22 protein-coding genes are annotated in these 22421 nt (G+C 61.9%); 4 read left to right on the forward strand and 18 right to left on the reverse strand.

The window, feature by feature from the left end:
- Nucleotides 1–4 precede the first annotated feature (4 nt).
- From BC360_RS26625 to BC360_RS26640, 4 genes are read right to left on the reverse strand one after another with little or no spacing between them, the layout of a single operon-like run.
- Nucleotides 5–1924: a beta-N-acetylhexosaminidase gene (locus tag BC360_RS26625; protein WP_065797468.1), complete on the reverse strand. Its 1920-nt coding sequence runs from the start codon at nucleotides 1922–1924 to the stop codon at nucleotides 5–7.
- Between the two features lie 25 nt (nucleotides 1925–1949).
- A complete protein-coding gene (locus BC360_RS26630) occupies nucleotides 1950–2726 on the reverse strand; it encodes an SDR family oxidoreductase (RefSeq protein WP_065797469.1) in 777 nt (258 codons plus the stop codon).
- A 21-nt stretch (nucleotides 2727–2747) separates the two neighbouring features.
- Entirely contained in the window at nucleotides 2748–3611 is an 864-nt protein-coding gene (locus tag BC360_RS26635) for a MurR/RpiR family transcriptional regulator (RefSeq protein ID WP_065797470.1), read from the reverse strand.
- A 25-nt stretch (nucleotides 3612–3636) separates the two neighbouring features.
- The gene (locus BC360_RS26640) at nucleotides 3637–4026 is read right to left on the reverse strand and encodes a RidA family protein (protein WP_065784348.1); all 390 of its coding nucleotides are present in this window, start codon (nucleotides 4024–4026) and stop codon (nucleotides 3637–3639) included.
- Nucleotides 4027–4139: 113 nt separating this feature from the next.
- On the opposite strand from BC360_RS26640, the gene BC360_RS26645 reads away from it, so the two are divergent.
- Entirely contained in the window at nucleotides 4140–4631 is a 492-nt protein-coding gene (locus tag BC360_RS26645) for a hypothetical protein (protein WP_065797471.1), read from the forward strand.
- A 29-nt stretch (nucleotides 4632–4660) separates the two neighbouring features.
- Complete coding sequence (locus BC360_RS26650) at nucleotides 4661–6136, forward strand: M81 family metallopeptidase (protein ID WP_065797472.1); 1476 nt, start codon at nucleotides 4661–4663, stop codon at nucleotides 6134–6136.
- A gap of 137 nt (nucleotides 6137–6273) precedes the next feature.
- Here the strand turns inward: BC360_RS26650 and BC360_RS26655 are convergent, their stop codons facing one another.
- The 9 genes from BC360_RS26655 to BC360_RS26695 all read right to left on the reverse strand — a co-directional run bounded on the left by BC360_RS26655 (nucleotide 6274) and on the right by BC360_RS26695 (nucleotide 15894).
- Nucleotides 6274–7407 (reverse strand): ABC transporter ATP-binding protein, encoded by a 1134-nt coding sequence (locus BC360_RS26655; RefSeq protein WP_065784345.1) that lies wholly within the window; start codon nucleotides 7405–7407, stop codon nucleotides 6274–6276.
- 88 nt (nucleotides 7408–7495) lie between these two features.
- Nucleotides 7496–8725 carry an ABC transporter substrate-binding protein gene (locus BC360_RS26660; protein ID WP_065784344.1) on the reverse strand — a complete coding sequence of 410 codons (1230 nt, stop codon included), beginning with the start codon at nucleotides 8723–8725 and terminating at the stop codon, nucleotides 7496–7498.
- A 35-nt stretch (nucleotides 8726–8760) separates the two neighbouring features.
- On the reverse strand, nucleotides 8761–9618 hold the full coding sequence (locus BC360_RS26665) for a carbohydrate ABC transporter permease (RefSeq protein WP_065784343.1): 858 nt from the start codon (nucleotides 9616–9618) through the stop codon (nucleotides 8761–8763).
- The gene (locus BC360_RS26670) at nucleotides 9615–10499 is read right to left on the reverse strand and encodes a carbohydrate ABC transporter permease (RefSeq protein ID WP_065784342.1); all 885 of its coding nucleotides are present in this window, start codon (nucleotides 10497–10499) and stop codon (nucleotides 9615–9617) included. The genes BC360_RS26665 and BC360_RS26670 overlap by 4 nt, the downstream gene beginning before the upstream one ends.
- A gap of 13 nt (nucleotides 10500–10512) precedes the next feature.
- Nucleotides 10513–11670: a Gfo/Idh/MocA family protein gene (locus BC360_RS26675; protein ID WP_065797473.1), complete on the reverse strand. Its 1158-nt coding sequence runs from the start codon at nucleotides 11668–11670 to the stop codon at nucleotides 10513–10515.
- 358 nt (nucleotides 11671–12028) lie between these two features.
- Nucleotides 12029–12766 (reverse strand): ABC transporter permease, encoded by a 738-nt coding sequence (locus tag BC360_RS26680; RefSeq protein ID WP_065797474.1) that lies wholly within the window; start codon nucleotides 12764–12766, stop codon nucleotides 12029–12031.
- Nucleotides 12766–13704 (reverse strand): ABC transporter ATP-binding protein, encoded by a 939-nt coding sequence (locus tag BC360_RS26685; RefSeq protein ID WP_065797475.1) that lies wholly within the window; start codon nucleotides 13702–13704, stop codon nucleotides 12766–12768. Before BC360_RS26685 ends, BC360_RS26680 begins: the two co-directional genes overlap by 1 nt.
- Entirely contained in the window at nucleotides 13701–14867 is a 1167-nt protein-coding gene (locus BC360_RS26690; protein WP_065797476.1) for an ABC transporter permease, read from the reverse strand. The genes BC360_RS26685 and BC360_RS26690 overlap by 4 nt, the downstream gene beginning before the upstream one ends.
- A 115-nt stretch (nucleotides 14868–14982) precedes the next feature.
- On the reverse strand, nucleotides 14983–15894 hold the full coding sequence (locus BC360_RS26695; RefSeq protein WP_065797477.1) for an ABC transporter substrate-binding protein: 912 nt from the start codon (nucleotides 15892–15894) through the stop codon (nucleotides 14983–14985).
- 335 nt (nucleotides 15895–16229) lie between these two features.
- On the opposite strand from BC360_RS26695, the gene BC360_RS26700 reads away from it, so the two are divergent.
- Together BC360_RS26700 and BC360_RS26705 are read left to right on the forward strand one after the other, a co-directional pair.
- A complete protein-coding gene (locus tag BC360_RS26700) occupies nucleotides 16230–16697 on the forward strand; it encodes a DUF4126 domain-containing protein (RefSeq protein WP_065784336.1) in 468 nt (155 codons plus the stop codon).
- Nucleotides 16694–18070 carry an FAD-containing oxidoreductase gene (locus BC360_RS26705; protein ID WP_065797478.1) on the forward strand — a complete coding sequence of 459 codons (1377 nt, stop codon included), beginning with the start codon at nucleotides 16694–16696 and terminating at the stop codon, nucleotides 18068–18070. Before BC360_RS26700 ends, BC360_RS26705 begins: the two co-directional genes overlap by 4 nt.
- A gap of 30 nt (nucleotides 18071–18100) precedes the next feature.
- On the opposite strand, the gene BC360_RS26710 is transcribed toward BC360_RS26705, so the two are convergent.
- The 5 genes from BC360_RS26710 to BC360_RS26730 form a co-directional block, all read right to left on the reverse strand.
- Entirely contained in the window at nucleotides 18101–19252 is a 1152-nt protein-coding gene (locus tag BC360_RS26710) for a M20 aminoacylase family protein (RefSeq protein ID WP_065784334.1), read from the reverse strand.
- Nucleotides 19253–19262: 10 nt separating this feature from the next.
- Nucleotides 19263–20027, reverse strand: a complete 765-nt coding sequence (locus BC360_RS26715; protein WP_065797479.1) for an ABC transporter ATP-binding protein — start codon at nucleotides 20025–20027, stop codon at nucleotides 19263–19265.
- A gap of 37 nt (nucleotides 20028–20064) precedes the next feature.
- Complete coding sequence (locus BC360_RS26720; RefSeq protein WP_065797480.1) at nucleotides 20065–20766, reverse strand: ABC transporter permease; 702 nt, start codon at nucleotides 20764–20766, stop codon at nucleotides 20065–20067.
- Complete coding sequence (locus tag BC360_RS26725; RefSeq protein WP_065784332.1) at nucleotides 20766–21479, reverse strand: ABC transporter permease; 714 nt, start codon at nucleotides 21477–21479, stop codon at nucleotides 20766–20768. Before BC360_RS26725 ends, BC360_RS26720 begins: the two co-directional genes overlap by 1 nt.
- Nucleotides 21480–21604: 125 nt before the next feature.
- Nucleotides 21605–22405 carry a transporter substrate-binding domain-containing protein gene (locus tag BC360_RS26730; RefSeq protein ID WP_065784331.1) on the reverse strand — a complete coding sequence of 267 codons (801 nt, stop codon included), beginning with the start codon at nucleotides 22403–22405 and terminating at the stop codon, nucleotides 21605–21607.
- Between the last annotated feature and the right edge of the window lie 16 nt (nucleotides 22406–22421).

Consider the following 22421-nt stretch of genomic DNA (forward strand, 5'->3'; position numbering starts at 1 on the left):
CCTGTCACAGTTTTGGGCTCAAGGGTGCAATCGCGGCAAAGCGATGCCAGTCCTTGGCGGATTTCGGGGTCCATGCGGCTTCGGCGATCGCACAAAGTCGCGGGAAGACAAGATGGTTGAAATAGCCGCGCGACAGGAAATGCTCCGACCAGATGCAGGCCTGTACGCCCTTCATGCGGGCCTTCAGCTCTTCTGGAAACTCGCCTTCGGCCTCGTAGCCATAGGTATGCGCCGGCGTCGCCGTCCCGGCCCAACTCGCGCCTGGCTCCTGCCAGGCGTCGGCCTGCGCCATGTCGAGATAATAGGCCTGGCCGGGCGTCATGACGACGTCATAGCCTTCGCGCGCGAGGTCGATGCCGACCTCCGGCCGCTCCCACGCCATAAGCAGCGTGCCCTCGGTCGCAACGCCGCCGCCATGGGCGACCTCGTTCCACCCGGCAAGCTTGCGGCCGCGGGCCGTCAGCATCTGCTTGACCCTCTTCAGGAAGAAGGATTGCAGTGCGAAGGTGCCGGAAAGGCCCTCCTTCTCCATCAATTTCTTCGCCAGCGGAGAGGCAAGCCAGGAACCGTTGGCAACCTCGTCGCCGCCGATATGGATGTACTGGCTCGGGAACAGCTCGACGATTTCGTCGAACACCTTCTCGAGGAAATCGTAGGTAAAGTCGATCGCCGGGTTGAGTGCATTGTTCGGGTAGCCCTGAACCGAATGATAGCTCTCCGGCGCCTCCTGACCGTCCGTCAGATCAGGCAAGGCAACGAGCGTGGCCGCGCTGTGGCCGGGAATGTCGATCTCCGGCACGATCTCGACGTGAAGCGCCGCGGCCTGGGCGACCAGGGCTTTCACATCGGCATGGCAGTAGAACCCGCCGACCGGCTCTGCGCCATTACCGAGTTGCGGCAACAGAGGTTCATTTGGACCGCGCATGACACCGAGCGTCGTCAACGTCGGAAACGCCTTGATCTCAAGCCGCCAGGCCTCGTCGTCGGTCAGATGCCAATGGAAGATGTTCAGCTTGAACCAGGCAAGAATGTCGATGAGGCGGGAAATGTCCGACGTCGGGTAGAATTGCCGCGACACGTCGAGATGACAACCGCGCCAGCCGTAGCGCGGCGCATCGGAAATCGTGCCCTGCGCCGGAAAGCGGAACAGGTCCGGATGTGTGCGCGCGCCGTTCATGAGCTGCGCCAAGGTCGTCAGCGCGTATTGCCGGCCGGCTGCACCGCCATAGGCAAGGCGGATTTCCTTGGTGGAGAATGCGAGTTCGTAGGCTTCGGGGGCGAGGGCTGCACTCTTCGTGAAAGCAATTGGCCTACCCTGCCCGGAGGCGACAAGGCTAAAGGGCGCGTGACCCGCCGAGAACAGGCGGTGAAAGAGCGCAAGCACGTTGGCGACGGCGGCCACATCGTCAGGCGCCGCATCTGATGCAGGGTAGAGCACGACAGGAAAGCTGTCGCCGGCCCAGGCATCGATCTGCGCCGGCCATGGCTGTATCGAAAAAGGCAGGTCGAGCTTGCCCGGAGGCAGTCGGGGTGGCGGCGGCTCGCTGACGGCATTCTCCAGCAGCAGATCGGAGACGGCGACCGGCACATGTTCGCCGTTGGAAAGCGTGAGGTAGGCCGACTTCGCACCATCAGTGCAGTGCCTTGCCTGCCGATGCAGGCCACTCACCGTGAACGTCCAGCTTTCGCCGGGGCCAAGCGTCAGCCCGGCGGGTGGCGCGAATTCGTGAAAGTTGGCGTTGCGGCGCAGGAACGTGGCGTTATCGCAGGCCTCCGGCATGATGACGCGCGTCAGCGAGGTATAGACCAGCCGAAAGCCCGTGAGCGGCGCTTGCGAAAAATTGAAGAGCGTGAAGGTGAACCGGCCAAATGCACCGCCGTCGGGCTGCCAGGACGCTTCGAGACGATAGGAAACGGGCGCCATGATCTTCCTCCCAGAAGTCTTTCGGTCAGTAGTGGCTTGATTGCGAGAATGTTCGCGCCAGCTCGGCCTGGCCGGCGGTCAGCCCGCAATCGACCGGCAGGCACACGCCAGAGATCGCGGCAGCAAGCGGCCCTGCCAGGAAGTGTACGGCGTTGGCGACATCCTCGGGATTGACGATGCGCTGCAGCGGATACCAGCGACGCGCTTCCTCGAAGACCTGCGGATTGGCGGCGGCACGCGCTTCCCACGCCTGCGTGCGAACCGTCCCTGGTGCAACGGCGTTGGAGCGAATGCCGAACTTGCCGTATTCGACGGCGATCAGGCGCGTCAGGTGCAGGAGGCCGGCCTTGGCGACGCTGTAGGCGGGATGGCCGAAGACATTCATGCCGTTGACGGAGGCGATGTTGATCACCGAGCCGCGGCTTTCCTTCAGCATGTCTTCGACTGCGCGGAAGCACAGGAAGGCCGCTTCGAGGTTCAGCGCATTGTCCATCCGCCAGATATCCGGCGTCGTGTCGTGCAGGCTGACGGCGCGGGCGGCGCCGGCATTGTTGACGAGCGTGCGCACGGTACCCTGCGCGCCCGCCGTCGCGGCCAGTTTGCCGACGCTGACAGCGTCCGTCACATCACACGCAATCGGGACAAAACGCTCGCCGTCCCCGAGATCCTTCGCCGCTTTCTCCGCAGCCCCGCCATCGATGTCGGCAAGCAGGACGACATCATGATCCTCGCCAAGGCGCCTGGCGATTGCGCGACCGATGTCGCCGGCTGCACCGGTGACGATGGCGACAGACTGCGTCATGCGGGAACCTTTCGCGGCACGTCAGTCTCCCAGCAGCTGGCGGTCGTCACCGTCGCGGTGGGTGACCAGCTGTTGCTTGATGCGCCGAAGTGTGACGGTCGCCTGCGGCTGGACCCGGTAGGCAACGAGACTTGAGAGGATATCGAGCAGCGCCAGATAGGCGATGCGGGTGGAAGTGGGGCGATAGATGTTGTTGCCCTCGGGAAGATCGACAGGAACCGTGATCGTCGCGGCAGCCGCAACCGGGCTGTTGCTCTGGGTCAGCGCAATCGTCGGCACCTTGAGTTCGCGGGCCAGGGTGAAAGCGCGCACCAACTCGGCGTTGCGGCCGGAGAAGGATGAGCCGATCAGTACATCCGTCGGGCGGGCGGCGGCGGCCATCATCAGCTGCATGCTGTGGTCGGAACTGGCGGTAACGCGCAGGCCGTAACGAAAGAGCCGGTTCTGCAGCTCGCTGGCAATCATCGAAGAATTGCCGCCCGAGCCGAAGGCATAGATCATTTCTGCGGCCGCGATGCGCTCCACCGCCTGTTCGATCGCAGCCAGGTCAAGCGAACGGTGCAGGAGGAACAGCGCGTTCTGCGCCTTGGTGATGATGTCCTGGGCGACATCGCCGGTTTCCCGGCTCTTCGGCTCCGGCTTCAGGTAGCGCATACCGATATAGGCGGTGCGCGCCAACTGCACCTTGAAGTCGGAGAAGCTGTCGCAGCCGAGCCGGCGACAGAAGCGTGTGACCGTGGGAGGAGAGACATCGGCCTTGCCGGCCAGCTCGATGATCGATGCATTCACCGCGAACTCGAAGTCGTTCAGAAGAATATCGGCTATGCGGTTCTCGGATTGCGAGAGCCGGCCTTTTTCTTCCTGAAGTGTCGCGAAAATATCCATCGGCTGCTGATGTCCTTAGGGTCTATCAGCCTTCCTTCGGCTTGTAGGCGACACAGTCGATCTCGACCTTGCAATCTACCATCATCGCCGACTGGACGCAGGCCCGGGCCGGTGGATGCGCACCGAAATACTCCTGATAGACCTTGTTGAAAGTCCAGAAATCACGCGGATCGTCGAGCCAAACCCCACAACGCACCACGTGCTCGGTACCGTATCCGGCCTCTTCCAGAATGGCCAGAAGATTGGCGATCGCCTTGTGCGTCTGAGGGATGATGCCGCCCTCGATGATTTCGCCCTTTTCCATGGCAACCTGGCCGGAAACATGCAGCCAACCGTCCGCCTCCACCGCGCGTGCAAAGGGCAATGGCTTACCGCCCGCACCGACTTGCTCGGTGCCATACCGTTTGATGGTCATGTGTACCTTCGTGCAAATTATTTTCTTTGATCGTTGACAAGTGACCATAGAAAGCTGAATTTGACCAGAGAAAAACACCATTCATGAAAAGAATTTCAATCTAGGGCGAAAACATGCGGGATCCCTTCCTCAATCCGTTCCCCTCTTCCGACACCGCGCGCCATGCCATCTGGGAGATGCTGGTTCCGCGCGATATCGACGCTTTTCTTTCTGCGGACTGGTCGATGGTCGCCGGTGATTTTGTCGAAGACGGCTTCATCGGCATCGACGGACGCCGCGAGACCAATCCCGACAATTGGCGCCTTACTTTCCCGTCGCTTTCGGCCTATCGCGACGAGTGGTTGCGCCAATCGAAAGACTTCGCCGGCCTTTCCTTCGCCGAGGACACCCGCGCGGCGATCTTCAAGACGACGACGCTTGAGGACATCGAGGTCAACGGCGACTTCGCACTTGCTCGCAAAAAGTTCGATGGCGGCTTGAAGAAGGCGGACGGCAGCTTCGACGTGATGAAATGGCAGACCGTCTATTACTGCCGTCTGCACGAGGAGCGCTGGAAGATTTCCGGCTTCACCGGCTACCTGCCGAACCCGATGGGACCGGCTTAAGAAGCGACGCACGAGAAAAGGCGACGGCATTGCGGATCTTCACAGCAGCGCTCGCGACGGAAACCAATACCTTCTCCCCCATCTGCATAGATCGCCGCGCCTTCGAGGCCTCGCTCTATGCGCCGCCGGGCGAGCATCCGGAGACGCCGACGCTCTGTACAGCGCCGATCACGGTCGGCCGCCGCGTTGCCGCGGAGAAAGGCTGGACGCTGATCGAAGGCACCTCCACCTGGGCGGATCCGGCCGGCCTCGTCAGCCGCCAGACCTATGAGAGCCTGCGCGACGAAATCCTCGGTCAACTTCGCGCCGCTTTGCCGGTCGATGCCGTGGTCATGGGTCTGCACGGCGCCATGGTTGCTGCGGGTTACGAGGATACCGAAGGCGACCTTCTGACCCGCATTCGCGAGATCGTCGGCCCCGACGTGCTCGTCTGCGCCGAGCTGGATCCGCACAGCCACCTGACGCAAAAACGCGTTTCGGCGGCGAACTTCTTCGTCTTCTTCAAGGAGTTTCCGCACACCGACTTCGTCGATCGGGCCGAGGATCTCTGGCGCATCGCCGTCGATACGCTGGAGGGCCGCGTGACGCCGGTGATGTCCGTGTTCGACTGCCGCATGATCGACGTCTACCCGACGTCGCGCGAACCGATGCGTTCCTTCGTCGACAAGCTGATGCGCATCGAGGCGGAGGACCCCGACGTCCTGTCGCTGTCGGTAGTACATGGTTTCATGGCCGGCGACGTCCCCGAGATGGGAACGAAGGTGCTTGCCGTGACGAACGGCAAACCGGAGAAAGGCGAGGCCCTGGCACGGGACCTCGGGCTGGAGCTCTTTTCGAAACGCGGAACCTTCATCATGCCGCAGATCGACGAGAAACAGGCTGTCGCCGAAGCGCTAGCCGCGACCGAGGGCCCGATCGTCATCGCCGATGTCTGGGATAATCCGGGCGGTGGAACCGCGGGCGACGCGACAGTGCTGCTCGAAGAATTGCTGGCACAAGGCGCTAGCAATGCCGCCGTCGGAACGATCTGGGATCCGATGGCCGTGCAGATCTGCATGGCCGCCGGCGAAGGGGCAGAAATTCCATTGCGGTTTGGCGCCAAGTCGGCACCGGGGACTGGCAACCCGGTCGACGGCATCGTCAAGGTGATCAAGCTGGTGCGCGATGCGGAGATGCAGTTCGGCGAGAGCTTCGCACCTTTTGGCGACTCCGCCCTCATTTCCTATCGCGGCGTCGACATCATCCTGAATTCGACACGGGCGCAAAGCTTCGATCCCAGCCTCTTCTCGGTGATGGGCGTCGATCCGCAGGCAAAGAGCATCCTGGTCATCAAGTCGACCAATCACTTCTACGCATCCTTCTCGAAGATCGCCGCGCAGATCCTCTATTGCTCGGCCGGAACGCCCTATCCGAACAATCCCGCCAAGACCGCCTATCTCCGCGCATCCGGGAATATCTGGCCGAAGGTTGCCGACCCGCATGGCCTTGAAAAGGGGGCGGCGTGAGCCGAGGCAGGCTGACGCTGCCGGCCCCACTCGCCGGCAGATAAGACCTTCCGATCCGGTCCTGTTCTATTGCCAATGACAAAAACGGCCGCCGCCCTGATCATGGACGGCGGCCGATTGTATTGGTGAGGCTATGCTCAGGCCGCAGCCGGATTGAGCAAGCCCATGTCGATATCGGTGAGTTCGACACACCGCTCAAGCGCCTTGCCTGCCTCATCGAACAGGTGGCAATCGGCGGCACGAATGCCCGTCAGCACCTGTTCTTCCGGGCGGATTGCCACCGTGCCCGGCAGCATCGCGCAGTAGTTTTCCCCTTCGCCATTGATGGCGGCATAGGCGACCGTATGGGCGCCGAGGCGTTCGATCACCGTTGGCGTGACCTTCAGCGACAGGTCGCCGGCTCCGAGCAGAATGTGCTCAGGCCGGACGCCCAGCGTCAATGTCCGCCCGACCAGGCCACCATGCGGCCTGACCGGGACGACAGCGGTCTGGCCCTTGTAGTCGACCTCCATGCCGGCATCGCTGACACCTTTGCAGGTGACCGGCAGGAAGTTCATCTTCGGATTACCGATGAAGCCGGCGACGAAGATGTTGGCAGGCTTGTGGTAGAGTTCGAGCGGCGCGCCTGTCTGGGCGATTTCACCGGCATTGAGGACGACGATCCGGTCCGCCATCGTCATCGCTTCGACCTGGTCGTGCGTGACGTAGATCATCGTGGCCCGCAATTGCCGGTGAAGTTTCGCCAGCTCAATGCGCATGTCGGCGCGCAGCGCCGCGTCGAGGTTCGACAGTGGCTCGTCGAAGAGAAAGATCTTCGGCTCGCGCACGATCGCCCGGCCGATCGCCACCCGTTGGCGCTGGCCGCCGGACAGCATTCCCGGCTTTTGCTGCAGCCGCTGGTCGAGATGGAGAATGCGGGCTGCGTGCTCCACCTTGGCCTTCAGTTTCTCTTCCGCCATCTTTTCCACGCGAAGTGGAAAGGCAATGTTCTCGAAGACGGTCATGTGCGGGTAGAGCGCGTAGGACTGGAAGACCATGGCGATCCCGCGCTTGACCGGCGGCAGGTCGTTGACGCGCTTGTCATCGATCAGGATGTCCCCCGAGCTGGTCTCATCGAGACCGGCTATCATCCTGAGCAATGTCGACTTGCCGCAACCGGAGGGTCCGACGAAAACGACGAACTCACCGTTTTTGACTTCGAGCTCGATGCCTTTCAGCACCTCGAACGTCCCGTAGAATTTCTGAACCCTGTTGAGATTGAGCTGTCCCAAGAAACTGTCTCCGGCCACCGGCGAGAAGCGGCCCGTTCGTAGCGGATTGGTTTGGGCCGCGAACCCAAGGATCCGCGGCCCGATGATCTTACTTGTACTCTTCGAGGTCGGAAGCCGCCTTCTTCAGGGCGTCGGCCGGTTCGGCCTTGCCGGTCACCACGGCCTGAACCATCTCGATAATGACGTTCTGGAAGCCCTTGTAATCATTGAAGAGCGGCTCCGGACCACCGAAGGAGATGCCGTCGATGAACGGCTTCCAATAGGGATCCTTCTTGACGAATTCGTCGACCATCGGCGACGGACGCAGCGGCGTCAGGCCGGCGCCGCCCTGCAGCTCATATTCGCCCTGCGGACCCGGCGAGGTGATGAACTTGGCGAATTCTGTCGCCTTCTCCTCGACGCCCGAGCCCTTGAAGATCGCCAGGCTGTCGGTAATGAGCAGCGTTCCCTCGCCCTTGGCCGAGGGGCCGAGCGGCAGTGGCGCAACGCCCCAGTTGACCTTGGTTTCCTTCAGGCGCACGGCGGCGCCCGACCCTCCTTGAATCATGCCGACCTTGCCGTCGAGGAAGATGGCGCGGACCTCGTTCTGTTCGTAGGCGGTCGCGCCTTCGACGGAATAGGGAGTGATGTCCTTGTAGGCCTGGAGCGCAGCAAGAACTTCCGGGCTGTCGATGACGATCTTGTCGCCGTCGATCACCTTGCCGTTGTTGGTGTACACCCAGTGCATGAACTGGTGCATCGTGTTGTCGAAGGTCTTGGCCGGAAGGCCGTAACCGGCGATACCGGTCTTTTCCTTGATCGCCTTGGCAAACTCGATCTCTTCGGCCCAGGTCTTCGGCGGTGTCTCGGGATCAAGACCAGCCTGCTTGAACAGGTCCTTGTTCCAATAGAGCGCCTTGGTCGAGAAGGCCACCGGAACGCCCCACTGGTTGTCGTCGAAGGTCACCGTGTCGACGATGTTGGGGTAGTACGTCTTCTTTTCCTCGTCCGTCATTGGCACGGGAACGATGAGATCGTTCTGCGCGAACTCCTTCAGCGTGCGCGAACCGACATAGGCCATGGCAACCGGTGTGCCGGCGGCGGCAAGCGTGGTGGCCTTGTCCTGGCACTGGGCCCAGCCGACCACTTCCGGCGCGACGTCCCAGCCGGGATTCTTTTCCTCCCACTGCTTGATATACTTCTCGTGAACCGGGTCCATCACGTCGCCGCAGTAGATCCAGCTGATCTCCTGGTCGGCCGCTTGGGCGGTGACGGCGCCAAGCGCGGTCGAACCGAGCAGGGCCAGGGCGAGTACCCCTGTCTTGAGTTGAATTGACACGTTGGAAGCTCCCGTTCTCTGGTGGTTGATTGGTTTTATTGTTTCACCGCGCCTGCGGTCAGCCCGCTGACGAGATACCGTTGTAGGAGGAAGATCACGACGACTGCCGGCGCGATGCCGACGAAGCTCGCCGCCATGAGCTCGTTCCAGATCACCTCCTGGCGACCGAAATAGGCGAAGAGCCCAACCGGTAGCGGCATGTATTCGGTCTTGGAATTGAAAGTCAGAGCGTAGATGAATTGCTGGGCATAGGCGCCGATGAAGGTGGTGATCGCCACCACGGTGATACCCGGCATGGCAATCGGCAGGATCACCCGGCGCAACGTATAGAAATGGCTCGCGCCGTCGACAAAAGCGGCCTCGTCCAGCTCGCGCGGGATGCGCATCATATAGGTGCGCAACAGCCAGATCGCCGATGGAATAAGGAAGGCGACGCCGGGCATAATCATGGCGAGATAGGTGTTGAGCACGCCGAAGCTGCGCATCAGCCGGAACAACGGTATGAGCAGCACGGCGCCGGAGAACATGTTGACCGCGAGAAACGCACCGAGCAGCGCGCCGCTGCCGCGGAAGTTGAACCGGGCAAAGGCATAGGCGGCCGGAATGACCAGTATCAGCACGATGGCCGTCACGATGGTGGAGATGAAGAAGGAGTTGAAGATGTATCGGGCAAAACCGGGCACGCTCTCCCACATGGTGTAGTAAGCGGCGAAGGAGCCGTTTTCGGGCCAGAAGCGGTAAGGCGAGGAAAACAGAAGCCCGAGCGGCTTCAACGATACCAGGAACCCCTCGACGAATGGCGCCAGGATGAAGCCAAGGAAGACAAGGATGCCGGCATAGATGGCGACGAGCTCATACCAGCGATAGCGGTTGATCATGGCAGGCTGGCTCATTTCTGTTCCCCCGCAGCGAGGCGACTGGTGACCCGGAAATAGGCAAAGCAGAAGATCGACAAGAAGATGCAGATCAGCACGGCGCGCGCAGCACCCTCCCCGTATTTCTTCGACCCGATGGCGGTCCGGTAGGTATCGATGATCATCGTGGTGGTCTCGCCATTCGGCCCGCCCTGGGTGAGGATCCAGATGATATCGAAGGAATTGAAGGTGGCGATCAGCGACAGCATCGACATGGTGATCAGCGAAGGCACCAGTAGCGGCAGCGTGATGCGGCGGAAGCGATAGAAGCGCCCTGCCCCGTCCGTCCAGGCCGCCTCATAGAGGTCCTGCGGGATCGCCTGCATCGCAGCCAGCATATAGAGCGTGACCAGCGGCACGCCGATCCAGACGTCGGTGATGATCGTCGCCCAAAAGGCCGTCTCGCCGCGTGCAAGGAAAGCGATCGGTCCGTCGATGAGCCCCCAGTTCTGCAGCACGCCGGAAATCATGCCGAACTGGCCGTTGTACATCCAGCCCCACATGAAGATGCCGATGGCCATCGGCACGATCCACGGCGGCATGGTGAGCAGGCGGAAGAGCGCACGGCCGGGCACGGCCGCATTCAGCATCGTCGCGCCGAAGACACCGATGATCATTTTGATCGAGACCGAGAAGAAGGTCCAGATGAAGGTGCGGAAGATGACTTCGGCAAAGGTCTCGTTGAAGATCTTGTCGTAGTTGGCCCAGCCGACCCAATTCGTCGTCTTCTTCAGCGACGCGTCGGTGAACGACAGGATGAAGGTGTCGACAAGGGGATAGGCGACGATGACCGTGACATAGAGCACGGCGGGCAAGAGCAGGATCCAGGCGAAGATGACCGTGCTGCGTTGAACACTCATCCCGCTACTCCCCTCAAGCCGCGCGCGAATGCAAGGCTTCGTCGAAACGATCCCAGATCGGCCGCAGATCGATCACGCTTCGCTTGCGCCGTGCCTCGTCCATCGACAATGCGAGGATGCCCGCTTCGAGCGCATCGATGGTCGAGACCGGCAGCGGTCTTCCGTCGCGCACATGGCCGATGATATCGGTCGCCATCTGCTCATCGGCGCCGTAGTGCTGCGACAGTTCGGTGGCCGCGTATTTGTTCTCGATCACCTTCTTGCCGGTCAGCATCTCGTGCACGTCGAAATAGCCGCGGATGAAGTCGCCCTCGGCCATGCCGCGCGATCCCATGATGCAGAAGCGGCGGAATTGGTCCGGCACATTGAGATTGGTATGGAAGTTCATGCCGACGCCGTTGGCGTATTCGACGATGGCGACCTGATAGTCGATGATGTCGCCGTCGCTGTCGAACACCTTGTCGGATCCCATCCAGCCGCTCGGCTTGCGATGGAAGAGTTCGAGGTCGTTGATGCCCTCGCGTGCGGGGTCGTTGGCGGGAATAAAGCTCTTGCGCCCGCCGAAGCTGGCAACGCGTTCCGGCCTCGCACCGATAACGCCGTTGTAGAGATCAAGGTCGTGGCAGCATTTCTCCAGCATGAAACTGCCGGAATAGCGCTCGTAGCGGCGCCAGTCACGCATGAAGAAGGCGCCGTGGTAGGGTTCGATATGTTCGGATGCCTCGATCGAGACGACCTGGCCGAGCTTTCCTTCGGCAAGGGCGGCGCGCAGGTCGCGGTACATCGGCGCATAGCGCAGCACGAGGCCGACCATCAGGCGCTCATGGCCGAACTTCGCCATCAGTTGCGCAAGCTCCAGGCTTTCCTGGACCGTCGTCACGATCGGCTTTTCGCTGAACACCTTGAGACCGGCTTCAAGCCCGGTCCGGATATGATCGAGGTGCATATGGTTCGGCGAACCGATCATCAAGAGGTCGAGCTTCTCGTTGGCGATCAGTTCTTCAGGCGTCGCATAGGCCGTGCCGGCGGAGATGCCTTTTTCCGTCAGGCTCGGCAGTCCAGCCGGATTCGGATCGACGTATCCGGCGATCTCGAAGTTCTCATCCATGGCTTTGAAAACGTAGCCCAGATATCCCAGGCGGAATCCGAGTCCGATTATCCCGACTTTCATGCTCGCACTGTTCCCTTGCCTTATGGCGTAATTTATTTTCGCAGACTGGTGCAGTTTTTTCAGGTCGTCAACCCAAATCCGCGTATTTTGTAAAATTGTGAAATTCATTTTCATAAACCCCGGAAATGCTGAGAATCACGCCACAACCCAAAAGGGAGGTAACCCATTCACGCTACAACAGGGGGAAAGCGGTCCAGACCAATGCGGCCTCGGCACGCAACGCGCGCCGATGGCGGCAGAATGGATGGGCGGCGAAACTGGAGCGTTTCCGTCTTGAACCGAGTCGTAGAAGCGCTCTATTTCTTTGTTTTTCGTAATTTCTGGCGGAAGGCCGTTTCGCACCTTTCCTGGAAAGGCCCTATCGCCCCATCCGGGAACCGAGGCTTCGTTCAGCCGCCTGCAGGGCATCGTGGATCAGCACTGCGAGCACCGCAACGATGAGGCCGCCCTGGACAACGAAGGCAAGGTTGTTCGACTGGAGGCCGGCGATGATCACTTCACCGAGCGTTCTTGCCGCCACCGTCGAGCCGATCGTCGCGGTTGCCAGGCTGATGACGACGGAGAGCCGGATGCCGGCGAGGATCACCGGCATCGCCAGAGGCAGTTCGATTTTCAGGAGCCGCTGGCGACCGGTCATGCCGGTGCCCCGCGCCGCCTCCATTGTCGATTGCGGCAAGGTCGTCAGCCCGGTCAGGGCGTTCTCGAAGATCGGCAGCAGACCGTAGAGGAAGAGCGCGATGAGCGTCGGCTTTTCGCCGAAACCGAAGATCGGCACCGCGAGCGCCAGCACGGCGACCGGCGGAAATGTCTGGCCGATGTTCACAAGGCTGCGCGAGAGCGGCAGGAATTCGGCGCCCGATGTTCGCGTCACCAGGATCGCCAGTGCCAGTGCGACCACGGTAGCGCCAGCCGTCGCAATCGCGACTGTGCGCAGATGAAGCAGCGTCAGTTGCAGCAGGCTGCCCTGATTATAGATTGCCGGCGCGTTCTCCTGCACCAGCGGCCGCAGCAGCGGCTCGAACCATTGCGGCTGAACGAGAAAGGCGACCAGGGCTGCAAGAGCGAGCAGCCGAAACAGGTTGGGAAGACGCAGCATTACGATCGTCCCGCGGCACGCTGCGCCAGACCATCAAGGCTGACCTTGCCAATGAGAACACCATCGGGGCCAACGACGGGAAGAGCCTTGCGGCCGGACCAGAGCAGCGTCGACAGGGCCTCGCGCTGGCTGACGGCGCTCGAAATCGCCTTTCCCTCCGCCGTACCGGGTTCGACGGCAGTTGCGACGGTTTCGATCGCCAGCAGCCGAAACGGTCGTTCACCGGCTCCGATCAGGCTCTCGACGAAACCGGTCGCCGGTTTTACGAGCATCTCGGCCGGCGTTGTGTATTGCACCACTTCGCCCTTGTCCATGACGGCGATGCGGTCGGCCAGATGGAAGGCCTCCTCCATGTCGTGCGTGACAAGGACGATGGTCGTCTCGAAATGCTTCTGGATTGCCAGCAGATCGTCCTGAGCCTTGGCGCGAATGATCGGATCGAGTGCACCGAAGGGTTCATCCATCAACAGCACCTTGGGCTCTGCCGCAAGCGCACGGGCAACGCCGACGCGCTGCTGCTGGCCGCCGGAAAGTTCGTGCGGATAGCGCGGGCCGAACGCCGCCGGATCGAGCTGAAACAGCGTCAGCAGCTCGGCGACCTTCGCGTCGATGCGGGCGCGGTCCCAGCCGAGCAGCGTCGGCACGGTGGCAATGTTCTGCGCGACGGTTCGATGCGGAAACAGGCCGTGACCCTGGATCGCATAGCCGATCCGCCGGCGCAGCTCGTAGCCCGGCAGCGACCGGTTGTCCTCGCCGTCGAGCCTGATCGTGCCCGATGTCGGTTCGACCAGGCGATTGATCATCCTGAGCAGTGTCGTCTTGCCGGAGCCGGACGTGCCGACGATGACAGTGACCGTGCGTGGTGCGATCGTCAGGCTCACATCCCTGACGACAGTCGTTTCGCCATAGCGCTTCGTGATGCCTTCAATCTCGATCATGCGCTTTGCACCTGGTTGCGGTTTGGTGTGGCCATCTCGATCAAGGCATCGAGGACGATTGCGGCCGTGAACGCCAGGACGACGGTCGGAACCGCCCCGAGCAGCACCAGATCCATCGCCGTCTGCCCGACCCCCTGGAAAACGAAGACGCCGAAACCGCCGCCACCGATCAGCGCCGCGATCGTCGCAAGTCCGATGTTCTGAACGAGGACGATGCGAATGCCGGTGAGAATGACCGGGAAGGCCAGCGGAAATTCGATGCCGGCGAGGCGCTGGAAATCCGTCATGCCGATGCCGCGTGCCGCATCGTTGGCCTCTCTTGGCACACCGGCAAGCCCAACCACCGTATTGGCGACGACAGGCAGAAGCGAATAGAGGAAGAGGGCGACGAAGGCCGGAGCCGCGCCGATCCCGCGGATACCGATGGCGGCGGCCCCTGGCACGTGGATCGCGAGCCAGCCAAGCGGCGCGATCAAAATGCCGAAAAGCGCGATCGACGGGATCGTCTGGATCGCATTCAAGACGCCGAGTAGGCCGTCGCGCAGGCGCGGGACGCGATGGCAGAGAACGCCGACCGGAATGCCAATGATGGTTGCGGCAGCAAGCGAGCCCAAGGCGAGCATCACATGCTTGCCGGCCTCGGCCCAGAAGGTCTCGGCCCGGCTGGCGTATTCCTTGAGGAGCGACAGACCGTCCCAGGTGCCGGACATCAGGAGCGCGGCGACAAAACCGAGCACGCCGCAAAGGAACAGAACCCGCACCAACGGCGACGGCCGCAACCGGGTCAAGGCGTCGGCGGCCAGCAGACCGAGCGCGAAAAGCAGGACCCAGAACCCGGAAGCCGGTGAAACGCGAGCATAGCTGTTTTCGGGTGGTGTCAGGTGGCCGGCGGCAGCACCAATGCCCAGCGCCAGCGCAGCGATTGTCGAAAAAGCGATGGCAAGGCGCAGCGGGCTTGGCGTTTTCAGAGCGGCGACAATTGCTGCAGCAATGACGAAGAGAAGAATAACAGTGGCCCACACCGGCGGCAGGGCTTCGCTGATCGACCTCGCCTCGCCAGCGACGATGCGATTGGCGCGAAAGGTCGCGAAAGGCGCCAGGAATGCACCGTATGCGGCAAGTGCGGCAATGATCACGCCAAGCTTGTCCACGCGGAGCTGCATCAGATCCCTTTTTCTCGCCCGGCTTCCGCTCGACGGACCCTGGTTGTTCTACGCTCAGAAAAGAAAACGCTGGCCGGATGTGCGCATCCGACCAGCGTCGAACCTTTGCGTCAACCTATTTCAGGAAGCCGTTCTTCTTCAGGAAGTCTTCGGCAACCGTCTTGGCCGGCTCGCCGCCGACCTGGACGCGGCCATTCAGTTCCTGAAGCGTCACCAGGTCGAGTTTCTCGAAAACCGGCTTCAGCAGGGTCTCGATCTGAGGGTTCTCCTTCAGCACCGCCTCGCGAATGATCGGGGCCGGCTGGTAGACCGGCTGCACTGCCTTGTCGTCCTCGAGGACCACGAGGCCGGAGGGCGCGATACCACCATCGGTTCCGTAGACCATCGCGGCATTGGCGCCATTCGTCTGGTTGGCCGCCGCAGCGATCGTCGCCGCGGTGTCGCCACCGGAAAGGGTGATGAGTTGTTCCGGCTTCAGCGTGAAGGCGTAGGTCGTCTGGAATGCGGGAAGCGCTGCGGCCGAGTTGACGAACTCGGACGATGCCGCGAGCACGACATTTCCGCCGCCAGCGACATATTTGCCGAAATCAGACAGCGTCTTCAACTTGTTGGCTTCGGCCACATCCTTGCGCAACCCGATAGCCCAGGTATTGTTGGCAGGCGACGGCGTCAGCCAGACGATCTTGTTGGCATCATAGTCGAGCTTCTTGGCGGCCTCGTAGGCCTTCGCCGCGTCCTTCCAGATCGGGTCATCCGCCTTTTCGAAGAAGAAGGCAGCATTGCCGGTGTATTCCGGATAGATGTCGATCTCGCCGGCGGCAATCGCCTTGCGCATCACCGGCGTTGCACCGAGCTGCACCCGGTCCACCGTCTTGATATCATTGGCATTCAATACGGCCAGGATGATGTTGCCGAGCACACCGCCCTCCGTATCGATCTTCGAGGACACCACAACGTCGGCGTTGGCGGCCGCTGCGGTGAGCGTGAAGGCAAAGGCTGTCCCGATAAGCAGTTTGGTCAGGCGCATGGAGTTCTCCCTCGAAATTCAGTCCCGCAGTTTGACCACGGAATATTCGCGTCGTCCGGGCAAGCCATTCCATATATGTCAGTCTTCGACGAAAAATAGAGCTGCACGCAGAGAGTGCCGCGCGCGAAAAATTTCAATATCGAGTGAAGCCATCGAAAGCATCGACTACTGCATGAAACGACAGGCGATTGGGCGTTGCAATCGGCAGCGTTGTCAGTCACTCTGATTGAGGCCCGCCAGAAACATCCGCTGTCACTCTTGGTTGCGATGCCGCTCGATCCGAACCGCTTGGGGGCTGGCGGCGCGGGTTCGCCCGGCGAACGTTCGGGGAATTGATGTCGATCTATCTTCTCGCGCTTCTTATCGGCGTGGTCGCCGGCCTTCGCGCCATGACAGCACCTGCCGCCGTCAGTATTGCCGCTGCCGCCGGCTGGCTGCCGCTTTCGGGCACCTGGGCAACCTTCATGGGCCTCCGCTTCACACCCTATATCTTCGGGCTCCTGGCCCTGGTCGAGTTCGTCACCGACCAGTTGCCGAGCACGCCGAGCCGCAAGGTGCCGCAGCAGTTCGGCACACGCATCGTCAGCGGCGGTTTTTGCGGTGCCGTCCTTGGCACTGCCGGCGGCTCGCTGATCGGCGGTTTGATTGCCGGCATCATCGGCGCAGTGATCGGTACGCTTGGCGGCTATGAGGCGCGCAAGCGGCTGGTCGCAGCCATTGGCGGCAGGGATCTGCCTATCGCCCTGATCGAGGACGTCGTTGCGGTGCTGCTCGCACTCTGGGTGGTGTCCTCGGTGCTATGAAGAAACATTTCGACGCCATCATCATTGGCGCCGGCCAGGCCGGACCGTCACTGGCCGGTCGCCTGGCCGCAGCCGGCAAGGCGGTCGCGCTTATCGAGCGCAAACTCTTCGGCGGCACCTGCGTCAACACCGGCTGCATGCCGACCAAGGCGATGGTCGCCAGCGCCTATGCCGTGCACATGGCACGCCGCGGCGCCGACTTCGGCGTGACGACCGGCCCGGTTTCTGTCGATTTCAAGCGCGTCATGGCACGAAAGGACAAGGTGCGTACCGACGCCCGTTCGGGCGTCGAAAACTGGCTCAAGGGAATGGAAAACTGCACCGTCTTTGAAGGCCATGCCCGATTTGAGGACCCGCACACGATCCAGGTCGGCGAGGAAAGCCTCAGCGCCGACCAGATCTTTCTGAACACCGGCGGGCGGGCGGCAACGCTGGACTTTCCCGGGGCCGGCGACGTGCCGTTCCTCACCAATGTGTCGATGTTGGACCTCGACGTTCTTCCCAGGCATCTCGTCATCGTCGGCGGCAGCTACATTGGCCTTGAATTTGCACAGATGTTCCGCCGCTTCGGCTCCGAGGTGACGGTGATCGAGAAAGGCCCGAGGCTTATTGCGCGCGAAGACCCTGACGTCTGCGATGCCGTTCTTGCGATCCTCGATAAGGAGGGCATCCGGTTTCGGCTCAATGCCGAATGCATCCGTTTCACCAGACAAGGCGCGGATGTCGTCGCCGGCGTCGACTGTACCTCCGGCGCGCCCGAGGTCATCGGCTCGCATTTGCTGCTTGCGACCGGTCGCCAGCCGAACACCGACGATCTTGGGCTCGACAAGGCCGGCGTGAAGACCGATGCGCGCGGCTATGTCGAGGTTGATGATGCCTTGCGCACAAGCGTGCCGCATATCTTTGCCATGGGCGACTGCAACGGTCGCGGCGCCTTCACGCACACGGCCTATAACGACTTCGAGATCGTGGCCGCCAACCTGCTTGACGGCGAGCCGCGGCGGGTGAGCGACCGCATCTCCACCTACGCGCTCTATATCGATCCGCCGCTCGGGCGTGCCGGCATGAGCGAGACCGACGCGCGCAAGACTGGCCGAAACATCGCCGTCGGTAGGCGGCCGATGACCCGCGTCGGCCGTGCGGTCGAGAAGGGTGAAACCGAAGGGTTCATGAAGGTGGTCGTCGACGCCGACAGCAAGGAAATCCTCGGTGCGTCGATCCTGGGCACCGGCGGCGACGAGGCGGTTCAGAGCATTCTCGACGTCATGTACGCCAAGAAGCCCTACACCACGATCACTCACGCGATGCACATTCACCCGACGGTGTCGGAGCTCATCCCGACGGTCTTCGGGGACCTCACGCCGGCAAGCTGACGGTCGGAAGGCCGACCGTCAGGTCTGCATTCACACCAGCGCAGAGCGTGCGAGATGGTAGAAATACATCGCACCGCGCTCGAGGATGTCGTCGTTGAAGTCGTAGCGCGTGGTGTGAAGCCCGCTCGTATCGCCATTGCCGATCAGCACATAGGCACCCGGGACCTCCTCCAGCAGGAAGGAAAAGTCCTCGCTGCCCATCAGCGGCTGGGCGAGCTCGACAAACGTGTCCTCGCCAAACTTCTCGCTGATCACCGCGCGCGCCTGGTCGACGGCATCCGCATCGTTGATGGTCGCGGGATAGCCGACCTGCCAGCCAAAGGTGACATCGGCATTGAAACTCTGCGCCTGGAAACGGGCGATCTGCTCGACACGCTCCTGCAACTGCTTTCGCACTACCGGGTCGGTGGCCCGCATGCTGATCTCCAGCACTGCCGTGTCGGGGATGATGTTCGATGCCGAGCCCGATTGAAACGAACCGACGGTCACCACCGAGGGCTGGTGCGGCGAGACGTTGCGCGACACGAGCGTCTGCAGCGCCATGACGATGCTTGAGCCCACGACGACAGGATCGACGGTCAGCTCCGGCTGCGCCCCATGGCCGCCCTTGCCCTTGATCGTCAGCGTCAGCACGTCGATCGAGGCTGCCATGGCACCCGCACGCGTCGAGAAAGTGCCGACCGGCAGACCCGGCCAGTTGTGAAGCGCAAAGACGCGTTCGCAGGGAAAGTGCTTGAACAGGCCATCTTCGATCATCAGCTTGCCGCCGCCGAAATTTTCTTCGGCCGGCTGGAAGATCAGGTGCACGGTTCCGTTAAAACTCGCATCCCGCGACAGTGCCCAGGCAGCACCGAGCAGCATGCTCGTGTGACCGTCATGACCACAGGCATGCATCGTGCCGGGATGTTTGCTCTGATAGGAAAGCCCGGTTTCCTCCTGCATCGGCAGCGCGTCCATGTCGGCACGGAAGCCGATCGAGCGGTTGCTGTTGCCACGCTTCAGTGTCGCGACGATGCCGGTCGCCGCCAATCCGCGCGTCACCTCGAAACCCCAGGACTGCAGCAGGCCGGCAACGAAGTCCGAGGTCTTCACTTCGGACAGGCCGATTTCCGGCATCTCGTGCAGCTTGTGGCGGATATTGACGAGTTCGGGCAGGAATTCAGATAGGATCGCGTCGCGCATGGTTCTCTCCTCAAGCCATCTGCAGGAACTGGCGCAGGCGCGCCGATTTCGGGTCACGCATGACCTGCGACGGGGCACCGCGTTCCTCGACCAGCCCCTTGTGAAGGAAGATGACTTCGCTGGAGATGTCGCGTGCCAGCGACATTTCGTGCGTCACCATCACCATGGTGCGCCCCTCCTCCGCCAGTTTCTTGATGACCAGCAGCACCTCGTTGACGAGTTCCGGGTCCAGTGCCGAGGTCGGTTCGTCGAAGAGCATGACGTCGGGCTTCATCGCCAAAGCGCGCGCGATCGCCGCGCGTTGCTGCTGGCCGCCGGAGAGCTGGTTGGGATAATGATCGCGCTTCGGCGTGATCCCGACCTTCTCCATCAGCGCCTCGGCCTCGCCGACGGCGTCCTTGCGCGTCATGCCGAGCACATGCATCGGACCTTCGATGATGTTTTCGAGGATGGTCCTGTGCGACCAGAGATTGAAGCTCTGGAACACCATGCCGAGACGGGTGCGGATATGCTCGAGCTGCCGCTTGTCGGCGGCAACGAGCTTGCCGTCCTTGCCCTTCAACGTCCGGATCACTTCGCCCGACACCGAGATTTCGCCCTCGTCGGGCGTCTCGAGATAGTTGATGCAGCGCAGCAACGTGCTTTTGCCCGAGCCGCTGCTGCCGATCAGCGAAATGACGTCACCGGATTTTGCTTCGAACGAAACGCCCTTGAGCACCTCGACCGAGCCGAAGCTCTTGTGGATGTTCTTCACAGACAGTGCGGTTGCGACCATCGTCGTTCCTCCTGTGGCGCGATTGCGCGCCTTGTCCTTATGCCTTCGCCGTGCGGTAGCGGCTCAGCCGCTTTTCGACGACGTTCATCACCCGCGTCAGGATGAAGACGACGGTGAAATAGATGATGCCGGCCGCGATCAACGGCTCGAAGATCAAAAGCGACTGGCGCTGCAGCATGCGTGCGGTGCCCATGACCTCGAGAATGGTGATTGTCGAGGCAAGCGAGGTCGTCTTCAGCAGGATGATGAGATCGCCCGTCAGAACCGGCAAGCAGGAACGCAACGCCTGCGGCAGCGTGATGCGCCGGAGGATCAGCGACGACCGCATGCCGATCGACTTGGCCGCCTCGATCTGCCCGCGCGGGATCGCCTTGATCGCACCGCGGATCACTTCCGCGTTGTAGGCCGCCTGATTGAGGCTGAGCGCGAAGATCGCATACCACAGGCCGTCACGAAGATACGGCCACAGGAAGCTGTGGCGAACCCAGGTTCCCGGCAGGATCTGCCCGAGGCCATAATAGACGAGATAGATCTGCACGAGCAGCGGCGTGCCGCGAAACGCGAAGGTAAAGACATAGGCCGGCATCGACAGGATGCGGCGGGGCGACAGCCGGGCAAGGGCCACAAGCGTGCCGATGACCAGGCCGAAGACGCCGGCGACGGCCGTCAACAGCAGCGTCAGCGGGGTTGCCTTGATGAGCGCCGGCAGGAAGCCGATAACGTTGGAGATCGTTTCCATCAATGGTGCCCCCGGTTCAGGCGGCGTTCGATCTGAGCGATCACCAAGGCTGAGACGAGCGTGATCAAAAGAAACAGGACGGCCGTCAACCCGTAGAAGAAGATGTATTGCTTGGTGCCTGCGGCAGCGCGGTAGCCGGTATAGAGCAGTTCGCTGAACGAGCCGAGCACGCTGATGATGGCGCTTTCCTTGGTGATGGAAAGCCAGAGATTGCCCATGCCAGGCACGGCGTGGCGCATCATCTGCGGCAGCACGATACGGCTAAGGACCTTGCGCGGCCGCATGCCGATCGAAACCGCTGCCTCGATCTGTCCCGGCGGAACAGCAAGGAAGGCCGAACGCAGCACTTCCGTCATGAAGGCGCCGGAGACGAAGGCGAGCGCGATGATGGCCGCCCAGAACGAGCTGAACTGGAACGTCTCGGCGACGAGACCTAAATGCTTCAGCAGCCGTTCAGCGCCGCTTGCCACCGAGAAATAGAGAAGCAGGATGACCAGCAGTTCGGGAAGCGAACGCACGACGGTGGTGTAGATATCGGCGAGCAGGCGCGGCAAGCGGTGCTTCGACAGCTTTCCGGCGGCACCCAGCAGCCCGAAGACGACTGCGACCGCATAGGCGACCACGGACACCTGCAGCGTCATCACCAGGCCCCAGGCGAAATCGTCGCCCCAGCCCTCGCCGCCCCAGGCAAGCAATTGCCAGTAATAGTCCATCCGTCGTTACCTGTTCCCGATTGGTGTCGTCAGCCAAAGGCTGCGATGATGCCCCGGACGCTGCGGTCCGTTTGGCCATCGAGGGCGAAGGGGCTCGGCCCCGACGCCCTCGAAAAAGTCCGTGACTACTTCTTGCCGAAGATCCACTTGTCGACGAGCGTCTGGATCTGTCCGTCCTTTTCCAAGGCGGCCAGGCCGGCATTGACCTTGTCGAGGGCTGCTGCGTCACCCTTGCGCACCGCATAGGCAACGCCTTCGCCGAGAACGACGTTCTTCGGTACGACGACCTTGACCTCGTAGTCCGCGCCGTCGGGCGACTTCAGGAACGTCTGGATGTAGAGGTCGGGGATCAGAACGTAGTCGACGCGACCGGCGACCAGATCGGCGACGGAATTGTCGGCGGTATCGTAGCTCTTCGCCTCAGCGCCCGGCAGATACTTGGCGACATAGGCCGACTGCACACTCGAGGTCTGGACGCCGATGATCTTGCCCTCGACGCTGGCCGGATCGATGATCTGGCCGGTACCATCAGCCGCATCGATCGTCTTGATCTCGCTGGTGTCGGACTTGAGACCGACGAAGGACGTGCCCTCGGTGTAATAGGGCGTCGAGAAGTCTACGACCTTACGGCGCTCATCGGTGATAGAGAACGCGCCGATGATGAAATCGACCTTGTTTTCCTTCAGCGACGGGATAAGGCCGTCCCACGCCATCTGGTTGATGTCGCACTTCACCGCCATCTTTTCGCAGAGTGCGCGGGACAGGTCGGCCTCGAGGCCCTCCCATTCGCCGCCGGCGTTGACCTGCGTGAAGGGCATGTAGGGCTCGGGCGTCATGCCCAGGCGCATCGTGTCCTCGGCGAAAGCGGCGCTCGCCGCCATGGAAAGGGCGATCCCTGCGAACAGGGCCGACTTGAACGTTCTCATGATATTTCCTCCGCGA

This window comes from Ensifer sp. LC163, assembly GCF_001695855.1.
Classification (GTDB): domain Bacteria; phylum Pseudomonadota; class Alphaproteobacteria; order Rhizobiales; family Rhizobiaceae; genus Ensifer.

What these genes read in the sequence shown, in the direction of transcription:
- BC360_RS26680 (WP_065797474.1), bottom strand. Translation starts at nt 12,766, where the DNA reads ATGCTGCGTCTTCCCAACCTGTTTCGGCTGCTCGCTCTTGCAGCCCTG.
- BC360_RS26675 (WP_065797473.1), bottom strand. Translation starts at nt 11,670, where the DNA reads ATGAAAGTCGGGATAATCGGACTCGGATTCCGCCTGGGATATCTGGGC.
- BC360_RS26685 (WP_065797475.1), bottom strand. Translation starts at nt 13,704, where the DNA reads ATGATCGAGATTGAAGGCATCACGAAGCGCTATGGCGAAACGACTGTC.
- BC360_RS26720 (WP_065797480.1), bottom strand. Translation starts at nt 20,766, where the DNA reads ATGGAAACGATCTCCAACGTTATCGGCTTCCTGCCGGCGCTCATCAAG.
- BC360_RS26705 (WP_065797478.1), top strand. Translation starts at nt 16,694, where the DNA reads ATGAAGAAACATTTCGACGCCATCATCATTGGCGCCGGCCAGGCCGGA.
- BC360_RS26700 (WP_065784336.1), top strand. Translation starts at nt 16,230, where the DNA reads ATGTCGATCTATCTTCTCGCGCTTCTTATCGGCGTGGTCGCCGGCCTT.
- BC360_RS26645 (WP_065797471.1), top strand. Translation starts at nt 4,140, where the DNA reads ATGCGGGATCCCTTCCTCAATCCGTTCCCCTCTTCCGACACCGCGCGC.
- BC360_RS26695 (WP_065797477.1), bottom strand. Translation starts at nt 15,894, where the DNA reads ATGCGCCTGACCAAACTGCTTATCGGGACAGCCTTTGCCTTCACGCTC.
- BC360_RS26710 (WP_065784334.1), bottom strand. Translation starts at nt 19,252, where the DNA reads ATGCGCGACGCGATCCTATCTGAATTCCTGCCCGAACTCGTCAATATC.
- BC360_RS26640 (WP_065784348.1), bottom strand. Translation starts at nt 4,026, where the DNA reads ATGACCATCAAACGGTATGGCACCGAGCAAGTCGGTGCGGGCGGTAAG.
- BC360_RS26725 (WP_065784332.1), bottom strand. Translation starts at nt 21,479, where the DNA reads ATGGACTATTACTGGCAATTGCTTGCCTGGGGCGGCGAGGGCTGGGGC.
- BC360_RS26670 (WP_065784342.1), bottom strand. Translation starts at nt 10,499, where the DNA reads ATGAGTGTTCAACGCAGCACGGTCATCTTCGCCTGGATCCTGCTCTTG.
- BC360_RS26625 (WP_065797468.1), bottom strand. Translation starts at nt 1,924, where the DNA reads ATGGCGCCCGTTTCCTATCGTCTCGAAGCGTCCTGGCAGCCCGACGGC.
- BC360_RS26715 (WP_065797479.1), bottom strand. Translation starts at nt 20,027, where the DNA reads ATGGTCGCAACCGCACTGTCTGTGAAGAACATCCACAAGAGCTTCGGC.
- BC360_RS26635 (WP_065797470.1), bottom strand. Translation starts at nt 3,611, where the DNA reads ATGGATATTTTCGCGACACTTCAGGAAGAAAAAGGCCGGCTCTCGCAA.
- BC360_RS26690 (WP_065797476.1), bottom strand. Translation starts at nt 14,867, where the DNA reads ATGCAGCTCCGCGTGGACAAGCTTGGCGTGATCATTGCCGCACTTGCC.
- BC360_RS26730 (WP_065784331.1), bottom strand. Translation starts at nt 22,405, where the DNA reads ATGAGAACGTTCAAGTCGGCCCTGTTCGCAGGGATCGCCCTTTCCATG.
- BC360_RS26665 (WP_065784343.1), bottom strand. Translation starts at nt 9,618, where the DNA reads ATGAGCCAGCCTGCCATGATCAACCGCTATCGCTGGTATGAGCTCGTC.
- BC360_RS26630 (WP_065797469.1), bottom strand. Translation starts at nt 2,726, where the DNA reads ATGACGCAGTCTGTCGCCATCGTCACCGGTGCAGCCGGCGACATCGGT.